15 protein-coding genes and 1 pseudogene are annotated in these 18,609 nt (G+C 41.0%); 6 read left to right on the top strand and 10 right to left on the bottom strand.

The window, feature by feature from the left end:
• Positions 1 to 272: 272 nt before the first annotated feature.
• Positions 273 to 2,642: a CHASE2 domain-containing serine/threonine-protein kinase gene (locus V7K36_RS24385; protein ID WP_335120100.1), complete on the bottom strand. Its 2,370-nt coding sequence runs from the start codon at positions 2,640 to 2,642 to the stop codon at positions 273 to 275.
• A 740-nt stretch (positions 2,643 to 3,382) separates the two neighbouring features.
• Between V7K36_RS24385 and V7K36_RS24380 the strand changes: the two genes are divergently transcribed.
• The 3 genes from V7K36_RS24380 (at position 3,383) to V7K36_RS24370 (ending at position 6,606) form a co-directional block, all read left to right on the top strand.
• On the top strand, positions 3,383 to 3,904 hold the full coding sequence (locus tag V7K36_RS24380; RefSeq protein ID WP_196517317.1) for a LabA-like NYN domain-containing protein: 522 nt from the start codon (positions 3,383 to 3,385) through the stop codon (positions 3,902 to 3,904).
• Positions 3,905 to 4,142: 238 nt separating this feature from the next.
• Positions 4,143 to 5,747, top strand: coding sequence for a 2-isopropylmalate synthase (locus tag V7K36_RS24375; protein ID WP_334828399.1), 1,605 nt, complete (start codon positions 4,143 to 4,145; stop codon positions 5,745 to 5,747).
• Positions 5,748 to 5,934: 187 nt separating this feature from the next.
• Positions 5,935 to 6,606 carry an ester cyclase gene (locus V7K36_RS24370; RefSeq protein WP_335120098.1) on the top strand — a complete coding sequence of 224 codons (672 nt, stop codon included), beginning with the start codon at positions 5,935 to 5,937 and terminating at the stop codon, positions 6,604 to 6,606.
• Positions 6,607 to 6,798: 192 nt separating this feature from the next.
• Here V7K36_RS24370 and V7K36_RS24365 read toward each other — a convergent pair whose 3' ends face one another.
• Positions 6,799 to 7,236, bottom strand: a complete 438-nt coding sequence (locus V7K36_RS24365; protein ID WP_335120096.1) for a GNAT family N-acetyltransferase — start codon at positions 7,234 to 7,236, stop codon at positions 6,799 to 6,801.
• A gap of 412 nt (positions 7,237 to 7,648) precedes the next feature.
• Between V7K36_RS24365 and V7K36_RS24360 the strand changes: the two genes are divergently transcribed.
• Complete coding sequence (locus V7K36_RS24360) at positions 7,649 to 9,091, top strand: RecQ family ATP-dependent DNA helicase (RefSeq protein WP_335120094.1); 1,443 nt, start codon at positions 7,649 to 7,651, stop codon at positions 9,089 to 9,091.
• Between the two features lie 278 nt (positions 9,092 to 9,369).
• Here V7K36_RS24360 and V7K36_RS24355 read toward each other — a convergent pair whose 3' ends face one another.
• The 8 genes and pseudogenes from V7K36_RS24355 to pheS all read right to left on the bottom strand — a co-directional run bounded on the left by V7K36_RS24355 (position 9,370) and on the right by pheS (position 15,597).
• A complete protein-coding gene (locus V7K36_RS24355) occupies positions 9,370 to 10,113 on the bottom strand; it encodes a hypothetical protein (RefSeq protein WP_335120092.1) in 744 nt (247 codons plus the stop codon).
• Entirely contained in the window at positions 10,110 to 11,243 is a 1,134-nt protein-coding gene (locus V7K36_RS24350; RefSeq protein ID WP_335120090.1) for an AAA family ATPase, read from the bottom strand. Before V7K36_RS24350 ends, V7K36_RS24355 begins: the two co-directional genes overlap by 4 nt.
• Before the next feature lie 341 nt (positions 11,244 to 11,584).
• Complete coding sequence (locus V7K36_RS24345) at positions 11,585 to 11,911, bottom strand: DUF4926 domain-containing protein (RefSeq protein ID WP_334941586.1); 327 nt, start codon at positions 11,909 to 11,911, stop codon at positions 11,585 to 11,587.
• Positions 11,908 to 12,240 (bottom strand): DUF6883 domain-containing protein, encoded by a 333-nt coding sequence (locus V7K36_RS24340; protein WP_335120088.1) that lies wholly within the window; start codon positions 12,238 to 12,240, stop codon positions 11,908 to 11,910. Before V7K36_RS24340 ends, V7K36_RS24345 begins: the two co-directional genes overlap by 4 nt.
• Before the next feature lie 120 nt (positions 12,241 to 12,360).
• Positions 12,361 to 12,561: pseudogene (locus tag V7K36_RS24335) on the bottom strand (BrnT family toxin); the annotation flags it as partial.
• A gap of 15 nt (positions 12,562 to 12,576) precedes the next feature.
• Positions 12,577 to 13,242, bottom strand: a complete 666-nt coding sequence (locus V7K36_RS24330) for an MAE_28990/MAE_18760 family HEPN-like nuclease (protein ID WP_335120086.1) — start codon at positions 13,240 to 13,242, stop codon at positions 12,577 to 12,579.
• Positions 13,242 to 14,345, bottom strand: a complete 1,104-nt coding sequence (locus V7K36_RS24325) for a DUF262 domain-containing protein (RefSeq protein ID WP_335120084.1) — start codon at positions 14,343 to 14,345, stop codon at positions 13,242 to 13,244. Before V7K36_RS24325 ends, V7K36_RS24330 begins: the two co-directional genes overlap by 1 nt.
• A gap of 259 nt (positions 14,346 to 14,604) precedes the next feature.
• Positions 14,605 to 15,597 (bottom strand): phenylalanine--tRNA ligase subunit alpha, encoded by a 993-nt coding sequence (gene pheS / locus V7K36_RS24320; protein ID WP_334828559.1) that lies wholly within the window; start codon positions 15,595 to 15,597, stop codon positions 14,605 to 14,607.
• 587 nt (positions 15,598 to 16,184) lie between these two features.
• Here pheS and surE point away from each other — a divergent pair.
• Both surE and V7K36_RS24310 read left to right on the top strand, forming a co-directional pair.
• A complete protein-coding gene (surE, locus tag V7K36_RS24315) occupies positions 16,185 to 16,982 on the top strand; it encodes a 5'/3'-nucleotidase SurE (RefSeq protein ID WP_335120104.1) in 798 nt (265 codons plus the stop codon).
• 285 nt (positions 16,983 to 17,267) lie between these two features.
• Positions 17,268 to 18,164 (top strand): MBL fold metallo-hydrolase, encoded by an 897-nt coding sequence (locus tag V7K36_RS24310; protein WP_334941596.1) that lies wholly within the window; start codon positions 17,268 to 17,270, stop codon positions 18,162 to 18,164.
• Positions 18,165 to 18,609: the final 445 nt, after the last annotated feature.

Below are 18,609 nucleotides of genomic sequence, written 5' to 3'. Positions count from 1 at the left end.
CTTCAACAGCAAGATTTGATTCAAGGGTTAACGGGTTTTCACTGGTGGATTAAAATCGGAGCTTAATCGTAAGTGATTTACCGAACATGATATAAGTCCTGTTTCAGTCGCGGTTTAAATCCCCGCGTCTTCGCGTTGAGCGTGCCGTAGGCAAAATGTCTTTAATTTTGAATTTTGTTAGCGTAGCGTAAAGCCTTCTCTACGAGAGGCTGCGCCAACGGCATGGCTTCGCTTAGAGCGAGTTTGCGAGCGTCATTTTGAATTTTGAATTGTTAATCTTGTACTTCTGAACAAGATTTTGTGGGAGCGCCTAAATCGTCTAAAGTATTCATTAATGAGTCATCCTGTGGCGTGGGGTATATACTTTGGGAATTTATAACATCGTCAAAAGCTTCAAGAGTTTCGAGAGCCTCAAGAGCCTCAAGAGCCTCTGATGCAGACTGATATCGCTGTTTGAAGTCATCCAGCACCATTTTGCTGAGAATCTGAGCTAGGGAGTGGCTCACTTGCGTGCGTAGTTTACCGCCGTAGGCATCGCTCCATTTTATCTCCCCCTCAGTATTTCTATCTAGCTCACGGGGTGCTATACCAGTCAAGGCTTTAATCCCAACCATTCCCACTGCATAGATATCACTACTGTAGTGTGGACGCCCAAAACATTGCTCCCTTGGTGCATAACCCTGAGTACCAATGCCAATGGTGAAGGGGATTTGCTCTTGATGATCAAGCTGTTTTGTGCTGACTTCTTTGACGGCTCCAAAGTCAATTAGTACCAGTTTACCGTCTGAATGTCGCCGGATAATATTGCTGGGCTTAATATCCCGATGAATCACGTTGTTTTTATGTATAAATGTTAATGTTTGCAATAAATCCCTGACAATTTTGATCACTGCAATTTCATCAATTGCTATACCTGCTGGGAGTTCCTGATTTAAAGGATGACCAATTATCTGTTCTTGCACTAAATAAAATTCTTCATCTTCTTCAAAATACGCCAAAAGTTGAGGGATTTGAGCGTGCGTTCCCAATTTTTCGAGTGTTTGCGCTTCTGACTTAAAAAAACGTCTGGCAATTTGCAATCCTTCGGGTTTAGTGTTAGCTGGTTTTAGTTGCTTGACAACACATCGCGGATTACCAGGACGTTGGGTATCTTCGGCAATATAGGTTTCGCTGAATCCACCGGAACCGAGAACTTTGACAATTTTGTAGCGTCGAGCCAGGACTTTCCCTGATAAGGCTAAATCTCGTTGCTCGATTAGTCCTTGGAAATCATCTTGTTGGCTGATAATCTCTTGGACAACTGTGGAAGTTTTATACTTCTGAAAAATGTCTACTAATTGGCGTTTTTTGATGCTTTCTCTGACTAATGAAGTTCCCAGGTAGGAAAGTCCGATCATTGCGATCGCGATCGTTGGTACAGTAGTGGGAAAAATTAACTGACCATTGACAAATAACCCATAGCTAATTCCTACCCAAGTACCAGACAGGGCAAGGCTATATAGAAATCTATTGATACTACGCTTGCGTCTGCTAATCATCAAGGCTGTACTGCCAACTAGAATTAGCACAAACAAACCCTGCAACCGTGGACTATTAATTCCTGGGGCGATCGCTTTACCTGCCATCAAAGTGGCGATCGCATTGGCGTGAATTTCCACGCCCGACATGGGTTTACTGCTGTTGCTAGCAGCGACTGGATAATAATCATTGTTTAACTTATCTGTTGCCCCAATCAGCACGATCTTGTTTTTGAACACCTTTCCCTGCTGCAAATAGGTGTTCCAGTTTTCCGGGTCGAGTACGTGCCAAAAGGGTATTTGCTCAAATGTACCCGCAGATCCCCAAAAATAAATGCGATCGCCCTTTGGTTGAGGATAATTTACTTGTGCTGCCCTGAGCGCTGCTTCATCAAAGGAAGGTAACTTCTCGATCAAATTATCTTCAGCTAGCAACTTAGAAAACTCACTCGCCAATCGATGAACTTTACCATCCACCTCCACGGGGAAATTAACTGAGCCAATGGACACTGACCCTGTACGAAACATCTGTTGTGGGTCTATCAGTTGCATAAAAGACCCTTGGTGCGTCTGGGAATTTTCGTAAACCGCTGCCAAGGTAACTTTGCTGCCATATTTTTGCAATGCTGCCTGGAGTTGGCGATCGTCAGTAACTCCATAACTACTTGGCGTGTCAAAAACGACATTTACCGCTACAGAGCGGGCACCTGCTTTGATTAACTTTGTGATCACCTGAGCATAAGCAGCACGTTGATAAGGATAAGATTTCAGTGTTTCTAGGTAGGCATACTGTTTCGGATTTGTTTTATAGTACTGTTCGGGAACTGAGATTGACTGATCATCTATTGCTAAAATTACGATGTCTTCTGGAGGCACAATCGGCCCACGCAGTTGAAAAAAGTCAGAAAGCGCCTGATTTTCGCTCAATTGAACCAATTCCCCACCAGAAGCAGTCAGCAGTGCTGCCCCGATTGCCCAAGCACCAGCAAGGAGATGACCTAAGCGAACCATCCACCTGGACTGGCGAGCCGATGCTGTCGAAGTTACTTTTGTCGGTTTACTTGAGTGTCTATTGGCAGCAGAGACATAGTTTTTAGTTAAGGTAGATGTAGGTTCTTCTGCCATATCGTGTTACTGATTGATTTAAGTCCAACACTTTTATTTATTCAGACCACGTTTTAGTACAAGCTCATTGAAATAAGACTTAAATGACAATCTTATACATTTGTAAAGTATCTTCTATTCATCAAAAAACTTTTATTGCCAGAGCTAGTCCCCAAGAGATTCCTACTCAGTCATTGGCTAACTTATTCTTTTTCTGTTGAGTGAGTTACAACTAGTGATTGTCCCACAGATCAGAGCCGCATATACTTCCCCTGTGCATTTGGTTGCGGCGAGATTTTGCCCCAACCCAACCAACAGGTAGGCTCCTAACTGGATACTTTACCAGAAGCTGTCCCAAGTCCGTCTTCTGTCTCTGGCGCAATATTGGTACTCCCCACAAAGCGTGTCCCGATACTGAAAGCTTTACCTATAGATAGGCATTAACTTATATCTTAGCCTAAGCCTATGCTATACCTCTTTAGGAGTAAAATTTAGTGTTATACAGCGATGAATGCTGTCACTCAGTCAATTTTATTGGTAGATTTTGATCAGAGGGTAGCTCTTGTAGTGCCGGAGGTGAATAAGGTTTAGCACCCAAGATCTCAACTCCAATGTTGCAGCCGTTTTTATGCTTTGAAAGAGGTAGGATAAAAGCTATAGATAAAGGGCTACTTTATAGATATTAGCAAACTTGTCATTTGAGAATTGCTATAATCTATTGTTCGATCTAAATTCATTTATATTATTAGGTGTAAATTTGTATGGGTTCTCCAATGAATCGTCTGTCTATTTTTGTAGACGGAAACAATATGTTCTATGCTCAACAAAAGAATGGCTGGTTTTTTGACCCTCGGCGAGTCTTAGAATACTTCAAACATGAGCAATCAGAAACAACATTAATTAATGCATTCTGGTACACTGGCTTAAAAGATCCACAAGATCAGCGAGGTTTTAGAGATGCTCTAATTAGTCTAGGATATACAGTCAGAACTAAAATTCTTAAAGAATATTATGATGATACGTCTGGTCGTTACTCGCAAAAAGCGAATTTAGATATTGAAATTGTTGTAGATATGTTTAATACAGTTGACCAGTATGACCGAGTAGTATTATTCAGTGGCGATGGAGATTTTGAAAGAGCAATCGAACTATTACGATCCAAAAATACACATATTACGGTAGTATCAACAGAAGGGATGATCGCTAGAGAGCTACGGAATGCTACTGATAGATATATAGATTTAAATGATATCAGAGAACAAATAGAAAAAACCGAAGGTTAGTAGCCTTAGCAATTATTTACAAAGGTAAGAGTAAAAGAAAAACTAAGGTTGAAGATATATTGAGCCGCAACTAGAAAGGTAAGAATTCGGCACCCAGGAGTCAGAAGTCAGAATTGATAAGGAGTTTAGTATGATTTGGATATTCATTCATTAAATCTTTGTCTGATTCTTTAACGATTCTGAGGTCTGAATTCTGACGGAGTGAATTCTTACCTAGAAACTAAACAACAAACCGCAAATGAAAAACAAAACAGATCGAATCATCATTTTTGATACGACATTGCGAGATGGAGAGCAGTGTCCAGGAGCAACACTGAATATAGACGAAAAGCTAGTTATTGCCAAGCAATTGGCGCGTCTGGGTGTGGACGTAATTGAGGCAGGCTTTGCCTTTGCCAGTCCTGGAGATTTTGAAGCAGTTAAGAAGATTTCTCAAATTGTCGGGACAGAAAATGGTCCGGTAATTTGCAGTTTGGCAAGAGCGATTAAAGCAGATATTGAAGCGGCCGCCGAAGCATTAAAACCAGCAGTTAACGCCAGAATTCACACATTTATTTCCACTTCTGATATTCATTTAGAGTATCAGTTGCGGAAGTCACGGGCAGAAGTGCTAGCGATCGCCCAAGAAATGGTAGCTTATGCCAAGTCCTTCATGACAGATGTCGAATTTTCGCCGATGGATGCGGCTCGTACCGATCCAGAATTTCTTTACCAAGTTTTAGAGGGAGCGATCGCAGCTGGTGCAACAACAGTTAACATTCCCGATACTGTGGGTTACACCACCCCTAGCGAATTTGGAGCCATAATTAAGGGCATTATCGAAAATGTTCCCAATATTGACCAAGCGATTATTTCCGTTCACGGTCATAATGATTTAGGCTTGGCAGTTGCTAACTTCTTAGAAGCCGTGAAAAATGGCGCACGGCAACTAGAATGTACGATTAATGGGATTGGCGAACGTGCTGGAAATGCATCACTAGAAGAATTGGTGATGGCCTTGCATGTGCGACGGCAATATTTTAACCCCTATTTGGGGAGACCAGCAGATTCTCAAGAATCCCTGACAAATATTGACACTAAGCAAATTTACAAAACTTCACGCTTAGTTTCTAATTTAACGGGAATGTTAGTACAAGCAAATAAAGCGATCGTTGGGGCGAATGCCTTTGCCCATGAGTCTGGGATTCACCAAGATGGTGTGTTAAAAAACAGGCTGACCTACGAAATTATGGATGCCCAATTGATTGGCTTGACAGACAATCAAATAGTTTTGGGTAAACATTCAGGGAGAAATGCTTTCCGCACTCGGTTGAAAGAATTGGGCTTTGAACTGTCGGATACTGAATTAAATAAAGCATTTGTCAGATTCAAAGACGTAGCAGATAAAAAGAAAGAAATTTCTGATTGGGATTTGGAAGCGATCGTTAACGATGAAATCCAACAAGCGCCCGATTTGTTCCGTGTAGAGTTGGTGCAAGTTTCCTGTGGTAGCAACGCCCGTCCCACTGCTACAGTTACCCTCCGCACCCCAGAAGGTGAAGAATTAACCGATGCTGCGATCGGTACTGGGCCAGTGGATGCAGTTTACAAAGCCATCAATCGTGTGGTGAATGTGCCCAACGAGTTGATTGAGTTTTCTGTCCAGTCAGTAACAGCTGGTATTGATGCCATTGGAGAAGTGACGATTCGTTTACGTTATGAATCTAAAGTGTTTTCTGGTCATGCAGCGAACACAGATATCATTGTGGCATCTGCACAAGCTTATGTAAATGCGCTGAATAGGCTGTATTCTGCATTACAAACTCAAGAAAAACAACAGGAAGTAACTGCACAGAAAGTGTAAAAACAATCGAACCACAGATAAACATTGATGTTTATTTGTGGTTCTTTTTGCTAATATTTGAATTTTGGCAAAAAGTTAAGTCTATTGAGTTCATTATGAATATTGTTTACTTTTTTAGATTTTTAGATTTACCTCATATCCATAAAATTTTATTCTAAGAAATGATCTTTATAGTCAGTTAGCTTGCATGAGTAGCGAAAAAACTCCAGAATTGCCGCTCTGGGTACAAGATAGAGATATAGTCATTGCTCATGATGAAGAAGTACAGTGGCGAGAAGGAAAACGCCCTGATTATTCTTATACCAATGAATTTCTTCATCAAGAAAGCAAATTTCAGCATCCAGAAGGTTCTTTAGAAGCGATCGCACAAAACTTAGTCCGAACTTTTGAGATGGAAGCTTCTCATAAATCTAATCCTCAACAGTGGCTTTCGATTGTTACTGATAAGTTTAAGATGAGTAGCAATGGGGGGCAACAATACAATCCTCAAGATGTCGCCCAGCAAGGTACTTATAACCTATTTCTGGGTGAAAGTGAGCAGTATAGCTCTGAAACAGAAACCTTTGAAACTTCATTTGAACTTTTTCATACAGCCTTTCCTAATGGCTTCCTTTGGGAACTAACAGAAGTCCTTTCGGGTCCGCCTAATGTTACTTTTAAGTGGCGACATTGGGGAACATTTAATGGTTCGTATAAAGACTATGCACCCACCGGGGAAACAATAGAAATGGTAGGAGTTAGTATTGCTCACGTAACTGATGATTTGAAGATTGAGTCTTTAGAGCATTATTTTGATAATAATGCCTTTCTTCAGAAACTAACGGCAGGCGGTTGTCCTTTCCATTCCCAAAATCAGTAGCTTTGGCGACTAGAAGTCGCACGCCAGTTGCTCATGGGGGAAACCCCCAAGACTGCACTGGCTTGGCTATACAGACAAAACCTGCCTCCGTAGGTTAGCAAACCCTTGATTTTGTGTTAGTCCACGGAGGAAGACGAAAGTTTGTGTAGTAGCGACTTCTAGTCGCCTAATACTTTTAAAATATCCTCTTACTCATGAGTAATCAGCATTAGTATTTAAACGTATCATGATTTTTTCTGGCTCTGTCAAATTTTTAAAACCATAACGCCGATAAAGTCCATGAGCATCTTTTGTGCCTAACATCCACCTTTGAACGTCTTGCAATTCTGGATATTCCAAAATATATTCTACAAACCATTTTCCTAAACCTTGTCCTCGATAAGGCTCCAGAATCAAAACATCTTTTAATAATGCAGAAGTTGCATAATCAGTGATGACTCTCGCAAAGCCAACTTGTTGCTCACCTTCATAAAGTCCAAAACATAAGGAATTTTTTATTGACTTTTCCACAGTAGCTAATGGTATGTTTTCAGCCCAATAAGAAGTTTGTAAAAAATCATGAATAATTTGAATATTTAATTTAGATTTATCGGTATTGATGTAAAATCTCTGTTTTAATTCTTCGTTCATCTGCCTGAATCTTGTATTTATAGCTATTTTCAGGTAAATAGACCACGCGGTAGGGGCACAGCATTGCTGTACCCTTACGAAAGATGTGGTTCAAATACATGAAAACTGTTGTAATAAATATATTAATGCATAAGACTTCTTGCATAAATCAGAAATAAGAACCCCACCCCGCCAAAGTTACGCTTTGTCTCCCTGCCCCTAATCCCTAGAGGGGGCCCCGAGTTCCCCGCAAGCAAGGAGGGGATTAAGGCTGGGGTGTTTGGGACTTTTGCAAGAGGTCTATAATAATTAATTCTAATTCATTCTTGAAGTCAGTGCGTTGCAACCTAAGATGATGAAAATACTGAACCATGAGCTGGATAAGAGAGGCTATATTCAGTATTCAAGGATATTGGTATATCTATCATTGATTATGAATCAGGATACAACAAAATCTTGGCAAGAAGTCCGCGCAGCTTTTCAAAAAATCTGGGGTTATGAAGATTTTCGTCCACCACAGGGAGAAATTGTCAGCAGTTTATTGGCACAAAAAGATGCACTGATTATTATGCCTACAGGTGGAGGAAAGTCGATTTGTTTTCAACTTCCCGCACTGCTACAAACAGGATTAACTTTAGTAGTTTCGCCCTTAGTGGCGTTGATGGAAAATCAAGTACAGGAACTACAACAAAGCCATCAGAAAGCAGCGCTTTTACATAGTGAATTGTCTTCATCTCAACGCCGTGCAACTCTGCAAGCTTTAGATCGTCAACAGCTAAGATTACTTTATTTATCGCCAGAAACTTTGTTAAGTGCGCCAGTGTGGGAAAAATTATGTCAGCCGCAATTGCAAATTAATGCCTTAATTTTAGATGAAGCTCATTGTTTAGTGCAGTGGGCTGATAGTTTTCGCCCAGCTTATCGCAGATTAGGCGCGGTGCGTCCTGCACTACTAAAATCAAAACCACCAGGAACAAAAATTAGTATTGCTGCTTTTACCGCTACTGCTGACACCTCAGCCCAAAAGATTATTCAAACAGTTTTACAATTACAGCAACCAGAGATTTTCCGCTTGAATCCCTACCGTCCTAACTTGCATCCCTGTGTTCGCATTGCTTGGACACCACGAGGTAGGAAACAACAATTATTAAAGTTTATTCAAAATAGACCGCAACAATCGGGATTAGTTTATGTTCGCACTAGGAGAGATAGTGAAGATTTAGCTGAATGGTTAGCAGAGATGGGTTATGCAACAGCTAGTTATCATGCGGGATTGGGTGCAACAGAACGGCGTGAAGTAGAAGCAAGTTGGTTAGGTGGCAAAATCCCCTTTGTGGTGTGTACCTGTGCGTTTGGTATGGGGATAAATAAATCTGATGTTCGCTGGGTAATACATTTTCACGCGCCACATCTGCTGTCTGAATATGTGCAAGAAATTGGCCGGGCTGGAAGGGATGGGAAACCTGCCGAGGCGTTGACATTGGTAAGTGAACCTACGGGGTGGTTAGATCCAGAGGATAAGCAAAGACAGGAGTTTTTTCAAGAACAAATGCGATCGCAACAACAAATAGCGCAGCAACTTGTGAAAAAATTACCAAAACAGGGAGAAGTGAATGCAATAACCCGACAATTTCCTGATGGTGCGATCGCCTTATCTTTACTCCATAGCAATGGTCAGCTAAACTGGCTTGACCCTTTCCATTACACTATTGGGCAAAAAGCCGGAACTCAGCCACCAACACAATTACACGCTGCTAAACAAATGCATCAATATCTGACTACAAAGCAGTGTCGTTGGCAGTTTTTATTAAATGCCTTTGGTTTTGACAAAGAAGCAGCTAACTTGCGTTGCGGACATTGCGACAATTGCCGCTAAACTGCCCTGTTCCCTATCCTCCAATCTTGGGTTTCAGAATTGTTTGTAGTTTGCGTTTTAGCGAAGACAGCACAAACTACTCACGAGTATAAAAAACTCGTTAGCGATCGCAGAGGAGTTTCTCGCCAAATACTTAGGTGGTAGATTTGAGCCTTTGGCAGATATCCCAGGTCATTCAGGAATAGTTAAATAAAGTCTCAAAAGGGTGGTTAGTGTCATTCACCGACCACCTTGATATTTTAAATCTAGTAAGCGTAGACCCAAAAGTGGAATGCAACCTAACTGTTAAGTTCAGCAACCACTTTTGCCGCTACAATTAAATATTTTGTAAAAGCAGCATATCCATTTGGACAGCAAGTTTTAATAATACCTAAATCAATCTGAGAAGCTAAGTCCCATCGAATTTGAAGCGGACGTTGATTGCTACTTTCTTCAGAGAGATCAGTTGATTCTGTGATCGCTTTCTCTAAAATATCCTTGGTACCATCTGAAGCCTCTAAATTTTCAAGTTGTTCAAGCTCTACACCTAAAAATTTTGAAACAGTTTGAGTGTCAGCTAGCAACCAGGTTTCAAAATTTCTAATTGCTAAACCTCCTGCACTACGATCATTGATTGGTTGCTCATTGACATCTAAGTGATTGTCACGAATCTTATTTAAAGCACGTTCTAAATCCCGCTGCCTTTGAGATAGGTTATCATCCGCATCAACCACAATGAGGATCATGTCTACCTCCTCTGGTTTCCAAGAGATAACTACCTGTGCTAAATACTTTGGAGCTAAGACTGAATGTCCAGTTCTTCGTTTAGAACACTTACTTTCACTGCTTGATGGATGTCTCTGTACAAAATTACAATCAGGTAATCCAGCAGTTTTAAGCTCTCGTCTAATTAATGTATGAAGTGCCCCCTCATTATTTCTTTCAATAACCTTTCCACCGTCCTCTGGTTTGATATACGGAATACTTGCTCCCAGTTCTGCCTCACCTTCAGCAATTAGCCCAATACGAATCGGACGATTCATACCGGATTGCCTCCAAATGTATTCGTAAACCAAAGCTCACCTAACTCTCCATCATAAGCTTCCAGCGCTTTCTGGAAACGCACAGAATCTATGGGTAAACTATGGACTTGAGTTCTACCTTCGTTATCTAGCTCAACAGCACGTACTTGATGAGGTTCAACATAATTTAGCAGTACAGGAGAATGAGTTGTGATTAAAACTTGAACCGGCTTACCAGTAATTCCTTCTGTCGAGACAATTTTCAATAACTCTATCATTTTGTGCAGCAGCCAAGGATGAACTCCATTCTCTATTTCTTCAAAGCAAATGATACTTGGAGTGTTCTCTTGATACAGCGCAGTTAGGAAAGCTAGGATTCTAAGTGTTCCATCTGATATGTCATAAGCAGGAATACGGTGTTCTGAATATCTATCAATCAATTCCAGTAAAAAGGTTTGATTTTCTCCACGGGGCAATACAATTCTTTGTATGTTAGGAACAAGCCGCGTCAAACGCTCCTCTAATTCATCAAAACCTTTACGATTAGCGTGCAAAATATCAACTAGAGCATAAGTAATTCCTTGTCCAGTCCTGTCCATACTGCCAGTTGATACAGCTTTACTAGAGAGATCAACTGGGGCAAAATCATAAATACTAACCTTTTTCAGGGCATTGTTCAGGGGAGAATCTGGGTATTCATTAGAAACTAGGAATTTTCTTAATGTAGTTGTATATTGATGTGATATGCCAATAGTTTTTTCAAGATTTCTTATATTGACTTCTCGCTGAGGATAATCAAGATGAAATGATAGGTCTAAAAAGTTTTTAGATTTTTCAGAAGGAGTGCTTTCTGTTGTAGGAAGGGTGCTGACCTCAAACATAAAATAATCTGGCTTTCCATGCCAGAATTTAGATTCAATGCTCTGCTGGTTCTTGCTTACAGTATTTAAAGAATTTGTAAAAAAATGTATTACATCTGCATCATTTCTCTCGGCTATCATCCTTTGGAGAAAATCAGATAGTACAGCAAGAGCTTCACAAATGTTTGACTTTCCAGAACCATTAGGCCCAATGAATACGGTTAATGGTTCTAAAGCTATTTCGGTATCAAAGAGGCTCTTATAGTGCTGAACTCTTAGTTTAGATAACATCTGTTTGATAGTAAGCAGATTTAGCTATTTTATATTAGTCCTAAATGAGTAGTGAAGTTTTACTCCCTTTGCTCCATTTTTCATGTTACCACTTAATGCTAGATGAGACGTGTGCGATCGCACCTCTTAAATCACTTAGTCTGTCTATTAAATTTAAACTAAGAAATCGCATCACCCGCATTGGTTTCTCCAGCGTTGAATACTTGCTCTGTGGTTAGCTGTAATTCTGGGAAAATGATAGAAGCGATCGCCCAGCAGTTTCTCGCCAAATACTTATGTGGGAGATTTGAACCTTTGGGAGATATCCCTGGTCATTCAGGACTCATTTGGCACTCACAGTTTTAAGCACTCTGATGCTCAGACTCTTCTTTTTGCAAGAGAAAATCGAGATAGTCTTGTAATTGCAACAGCCTCGCTCCAGATAGCTGGCGTAACTTGGCTAAAATTATTTCTTCTTGCTGCCACTGGGCAATGGGGATAATTTGAGATGCTGGTACTTCGATCGTCACATGGGGCAAATCAAACCCTTCCAGACTATACCCGTCCTCTTCCCCTTCAGGCATAGGATAATGTTCCACAATTGTTGCAACATTCCCGCGTTTCAGGTTGTATTCTGGTAAGTCCTGCGCTAAGGCAACTTGGGAGAATAGAGGGTGCTGTATCTTCATGAGTTGGCTCCTTGAGCTAGCACTAAGGTGACAAATTTGGTTGTATCGTTTGCAACCATCCAAATGCTTAAGATATTGAGTTTAACGCCATTAATCCCTCGTAGACACGCACGAATGGCATACTTGTTACCATAGCGAGTTGTTTTGATCGCCTCGGCAGGTTGCGTTAAAACTTGAGCGCGTAGATCCCGTTCCAGTTGTTGCCAATTGTCTAGTGTGTACCCAGCCCTAGCCAGAAATTTAGATTTATCGTCTTTTGGCAACGGCACAAGCAAATACTTGGTTAGCTTTTCTTCTGCGATTATTGCATCCTGCGGTAAAAAGGCCATCGGCTCATGGCATAAATCTTGGGTGGGAATTATTGACTACATTTTACTGTTGGAGATGATGAAAGTTTTGACGGCGATCGCATTTCTCAAATTACTTCCTATCCGTGCGATCGTCATACTTCAAACCCTCATCGAAATCACACGAATTTCATCCCCAACTTCTGTATGGGCAATCACCACCACTCGCCCGTGCAATAGTCCCAGTGTAATAAAGCGCTGTTCTCCATAAGCATAACGCTCATCTTCAAACGTGAATGTTGCACCTTCAAAAACCTGAGAAGCATCTACGAAATCAAACCCGTGTTTGCCCAAATTTAATTGCCACTTATTTTCATGTTATGGCGATGTGATAGATGTACTTTGGCAATAATATTGTTTTGTAGATGCACAATTATCTATCTGATTACGGAAATTATCGATTATCGCTACAACTTCTCCGTGTAATTCATCATACTGTTCTTCATCTATATCAAGATAATTTCCATGAGCAATCATATTTCTTTTCTTTAGTAATTTTTCATCTATTAGTACTTCTTTTGATTCATAGAAACTGTAATCTAGACCTAGCATACATACTATCTCTTTAAAAACTGATGATGATAAATTAGATGTCGCAATTCTGTTTTCGTATTTTATGATACTTCGCTCTGTCAGTTTTGTTATAAAAAATTCTGCTACTTCATTGTATATAGTTGCTTTATTTGTTTGATTTGCTTGCTCTAACTTATCTTTTATTGCCAATGCTATAAAATTGTTGGAAAGTTTATTATAAGGAAGACCCTGCATAGCAACAAATTCTAAGTAAGTATTAGCTGCTACTTTGATAAATCCCTCCCAATGAGCATAAAGCATAGTGATTCCACTACGAAGTAACGCCTTTTGTTTTCCTGGCGAGAATGACTTTAAATCAATTAGGGCTTTCAATGCTGAAAGTTCTATTTTTCGCCATGCAAGTTCTTCTGCCAGCTTATCACTTAGCTGCTCTAAAGTACGTATTTTCATTATTGGAACATCTGACGACCAAAGGGGACTAGTTTTGGTACTCTTCGCTGTGCAGTAGTACCTGAACCTGACCAATTTGTATATTCAGGGCTTATCCAAATTTGCTTTACTTTCTCTGTTATATCAATATGTGAGTGAGATATATTCTCATAGTTGTAACCAATTCCTAAAGCAATGACTTCATAAGCAGAAACTAGAAAACCTCCTAAAAACTTATTTTTAGTTGGAGAATATCTCCGAAAACTATCACTTCCCATTTGTTCATACAAAATTTCAAATGTTTTCTTAAACGCCGCTTCTTCTTCCGAATAATTGAATTTTTCATTTTTAGCCATTTCTACCATTTTCTCGGTTAAAAAACCGCTTAAGTCATTACGTATCTTCCTCATTTCTTTTTCTTCAAGAGTGCGGAAAACCAAAAATCTTAATAGTAGCTCCATATCATATTGTTCTTCAAGTGGTCGTTCACTAAGAGCTATACACTCTCTAAACATTTCATTTTGTCCTAAATTTTTAAGCCAATGAAACATTTCCTGATTAAACATTACAAGAATACAGTTTCTTACTTCCTGTGGAGTAGCTATTGAACCGCCAGTATTTAATCGTTGGAATAACTCATATTTGGCAATTTCGTCACTTTCTTTCAGTAAAATAGTTGCACCAATTTTAGCCCTTTTAATCAATAGACGTTGAGCTGGGGTTAAAGAGTTTTGTGGCTCAGAAGAATCTTCCCATTTTTTACCTTTCAGATTTGGTAAATATTTAGTTTCTTCAAGCACAAGTGGTACGAGAATTTCTTGATCTTCATTTTTGAGTTTTCCCACAAATTCATATATTGTAGATAGTCTTTGAAGACCGTCTACAACATCCCAAACACCATCCTCACGTTGCGAAACAAAAATCGGTGGGATAGGTATACCAAGTAAAATAGATTCTATTAATCTTGTTTTTTGTATAGTACTCCACCGAAAAAATCTTTGAAACTCAGGATGTATATCAATTTCTTTGTTCTCATAAAGGCTTATCCATTCCCCGATAGACATTGAATAGTTATCGGCTCTAATTTCTTGCCTCATTTTGTCGATTTCTTCCTGAAGTCCCATGTTTTTACTCCAATGTTGTTGAAAATATGGAAATGTTTGTCAGTTGAACCAATTTGTTATTTCTGTATTTCAGGCTGACACAGTTAACCTTTATCATCACTAAGCTGCAATAAACAAAGCTAAACTGCCAGAACTAAAGAAGAAAAAACTTCAAAAGCCTGCAAAAGCAAGCAGGCTTCTCGGTGTAATCCTAAGTTTATAGTCTTAGGGGAATTAGTGACTTATGCAATTAGCCTATTCTATCTTTGCAACCAATTACCTAAAATTGCTGCAAAAATCGTAAATCGCTAGCATACAAACGACGAATATCATCGATTTGATGTAACACCATCGCAAAGCGTTCTACACCAAAACCGGCAGCAAACCCAGTATAAATTTCTGGGTCGTAACCCACAGACTTAAGTACATTTGGATCGACCATACCGCAGCCCATCACCTCCAGCCAGCGGCCATTCCACTGCAAATCCACCTCAGCCGATGGTTCAGTAAACGGGAAATAACTGGCGCGGAAGCGAATTGGTAAATCGCCAAATATTGCTTGTAAAAATACTTTAATTGTGCCTTTGAGGTCTGTAAAAGTGAGTCCCTCATCAATGGCTAAAAGTTCTATTTGATGGAAAACTGCTGAGTGAGTCGCGTCTACATTATCTCGCCGATAAACTCGCCCTGGAGCCACAACCCGAATCGGTGGTTCTTCTCTTTCCATGTAACGAATTTGCACTGACGAGGTATGAGTGCGGAGAAGATTACCATCTGGCAGGTAGAAAGTATCCTGCATATCACGGGCGGGGTGGTCAGGCGGGGTATTGAGAGCCTCGAAATTATAGTAATCTGTTTCCATCTCTGGCCCTTGAGCCACGGTGTAGCCCATACCGACAAAGATATCCAGCGCCCGGTCGATAATACCATTGAGGGGATGAATGCGACCTTGGGGGCTGTAAATTCCTGGCATAGTTACATCCAGAGTTTCCGCCTCTAGCAAAGCTTGAATTTGCGCGGCTTCTAAGGCAGCACGTTGCTGGTCTAGACTAGTTTGCAGGGATTCTTTGACTGTATTAGCGATCGCTCCAATTTTTGGTCGTTCCTCTGCGCTCATTTGCCCCATACTTCGCAACAGTACCCCCAGCTCCCCTTTCTTACCCAGATAGTTAACTCTGAGTTCCTCCAGACGTTCTAGGGTGTCGGCGGCTGCGATCGCTTTTTCTCCTGACTGCCGCAGTGCTAAAAGTTGAGCTTCTAAATTGCTAGTCATTAGTTATTAGTTATTAGTCATTAGTCATTAGTCATTAGTCATTAGTCTATAATCAAAAGCTGTGACTAGTCGATAAATAAACTTACAGCTATGCCATTAACATCAGCCAAAGGCGTGGATCGAAACCAAACCTCTATTTATCAGTTACAGACGATTGAGCTAGTACAGCTTGGCATAAATCCAGCTAATATCTCAATTAACAAGACAAGGGGCTTAAGCCCCTTGTTAAAGGTTTTGTCATTACCAACATCTTTATAAATCTTTTGCTTGGTTGCCATAGAGCCTTGTCATAAATTCCGAGGCTAATAGCTAAAATCCTCTCAAGAGGACTAAATACAAAATTTGAAGCGATGTACATGACTAGACTCAGTCAAAGGGAAAATTTCAGTCCACTTAAGTGGACTTGAGCTATTAGCCTAGAACTTAAGTTCTAGGCGGGATGTCGGTCAGGGTGACACTTTGACTGGTACAAAAATATGGGGAAGTGTACTAGTGAGTATATATGTTTTTTTGCTGCTTGTGACCTGCGACATTGACAAATGGCTAATAACAAATAACAAATAATTAATAAGTAATGACCAATGACTATGAAATTACTAATTAGCAACGATGACGGCATTTCTGCCTTGGGGATTCGTACCCTAGCCAACTACTTGGCAGACGCAGGTCATGATGTGAGTGTAGTTTGCCCAGATCGAGAGCGATCGGCAACTGGACATGGGTTAACTTTACACCAACCAATTCGCGCCGAAATTGTTGAAGAGATTTTTCATCCCACTGTCAAAGCTTGGGCTTGCGATGGTACGCCTTCAGATTGCGTCAAATTGGCGCTGTGGGCTTTGCTAGAAACTCCTCCCGATTTGGTTCTCTCTGGCATTAATCAAGGTGCAAATTTGGGAACTGAAATTCTGTATTCTGGTACTGTTTCTGCGGCAATGGAAGGTCTAATTGAAGGCATTCCCAGTGTAGCGCTGAGTCTTACTAGTCACACATCTAAAGACTTTAAACCTGCTGCTAAGTTTGCCAAAATTCTCGTAGACCAGTTAGCCCAAAGACCGCTACCAGATTTAATGTTACTCAACGTCAATATTCCTGCGGTCAAATGGGAAGAAATTGCCGGAGTTACTCTCACCCGTCAAGGAGTGCGGCATTACATTGATGTGTTTGATAAACGAGTTGATCCTCGTGGAAAAACGTACTACTGGTTAACTGGAGAGGTAATTGAGGATGTGGAACCCCCAACCGGATTAAATCTGCCTCAAAATGTACCGACAGACGTGCAAGTTGTAGGTAAAAACTACATCAGTATCACCCCGTTACAATACAATCTTACCTACGCAACTGGACTAGATAAATTGTCTGAATGGGAATTCCAGTTTCCGTAAATCATTTGATTTATCAGGAAAAACTGGGGCTATTCAAAGGCATCACAGAAAAAGTAAGCTATAACGTAGGGACACTCTTGAAATAAATGATACACATCTCTTCCAAAAACTGGAAAATTCTACCTGAGAGTATCTCATCCACATTTACACAATCAGCCGAAAACAGAGTATGCTGTTTTACCAAGAAATCCTCCCTCTGGCAAAATCGATTAGACAGCATAAACTTAGACAAAATAAGTAACAATTTTTCCAATTATCGCCCGCTCAGTCCAGCAAGCAACACCTATGTCTAGGATAGAGAACCAATTTACCGTACAATTTTGGGGCGTGCGCGGCAGCATCCCCACTCCAGGGCCAGACACCGTTCGTTACGGCGGTAATACCCCTTGCATATCAATGCAAGCGGGCGATAAACGCTTAATTTTCGATGCCGGCACGGGATTACACGTTTTGGGGCAATCTTTGTTGCGCCAAATGCCGTTAGAAGCTCATATATTTTTTACCCACTCTCACTGGGATCATATGCAGGGTTTTCCCTTCTTTACCCCAGGGTTTGCCAAGGGGAATGACTTTCATATTTACGGCGCGATCGCACCTGATGGTTCTACCATAGAACAGCGCCTGAATGACCAGATGCTGCACCCCAACTTTCCCGTACCCTTGCAGATTATGCAAGCCAATTTAAATTTCTACGACATTCGACCAGGGCAACCAATCCACATCGATGATCTTACCCTGGAAACAGCACCTCTAAATCATCCAGGTGAAGCCGTAGGATACCGCGTCAACTGGCGTGGTGGCGCTGCTACTTATATTACTGATACCGAACATTTTCCCGACCGACTCGATGACAATGTGTTGTGGCTAGCTCGTAATGCCGACATTCTGATTTACGATTCTACCTACACTGATGAGGAATATCACTCCCCAAAATCCCCGAAAATTGGCTGGGGACATTCTACTTGGCAAGAAGCGGTGAAAGTGGCACAAGCTGCTAATGTCAAAACTCTAGTGATTTATCACCACGACCCCGCACACGATGACGACTTTTTAGATCGTGTAGGGGTAGAAGCAGCAGCAAAGTTTTCTGGTGCGATAATGGCACGGGAAGGAATGGTACTTGAGGTTCCCACATCAGTTTCCTTATCAGAATCTTTTCCTATTACGAAGTCTTCTGTCTAAAGATTGCGATCGCAGGAATTGGAGATTTTAGATTAGATTGGTGATCAGAGGCTTTCAGCATGAGAGCATACCTGTTGACTGCACGGTGAGACAGCCTTGCCCAGAGTTGTCAGAGCGCCACAGGATCAGGGCGACAACAGGAGGACACACTTTATAGATTCACCAACACAGCCCAGACACCCACAGATGCCCTAAGATTGCGGCTGATGGTCGGGGTAAAACCTCGTGGCAGTCTCAGCACCGAACTAGAGCCTTTTTAGCTCTGGTCTTTGGGGTTATCTGGACTTAGCAATTAGCTCTTAAGCTGATACCACAAGATACCATCTTGGGCTACTTACTGTGGATTAGGCTTTTGGCTGATAGCTAAAAAGGGTGGCATCAACATCCTGGCTGATCACACAAGACTTCATGAGCAGTTGGTGAAAGTTCAGACCGTCTACAAAAG

This window comes from Nostoc sp. (assembly GCF_036919555.1).
Taxonomy (GTDB): domain Bacteria; phylum Cyanobacteriota; class Cyanobacteriia; order Cyanobacteriales; family Nostocaceae; genus Nostoc.
The sequence above is the reverse complement of the archived record's forward strand: the minus strand, read 5'-3'. Positions and strand labels throughout refer to the sequence as shown.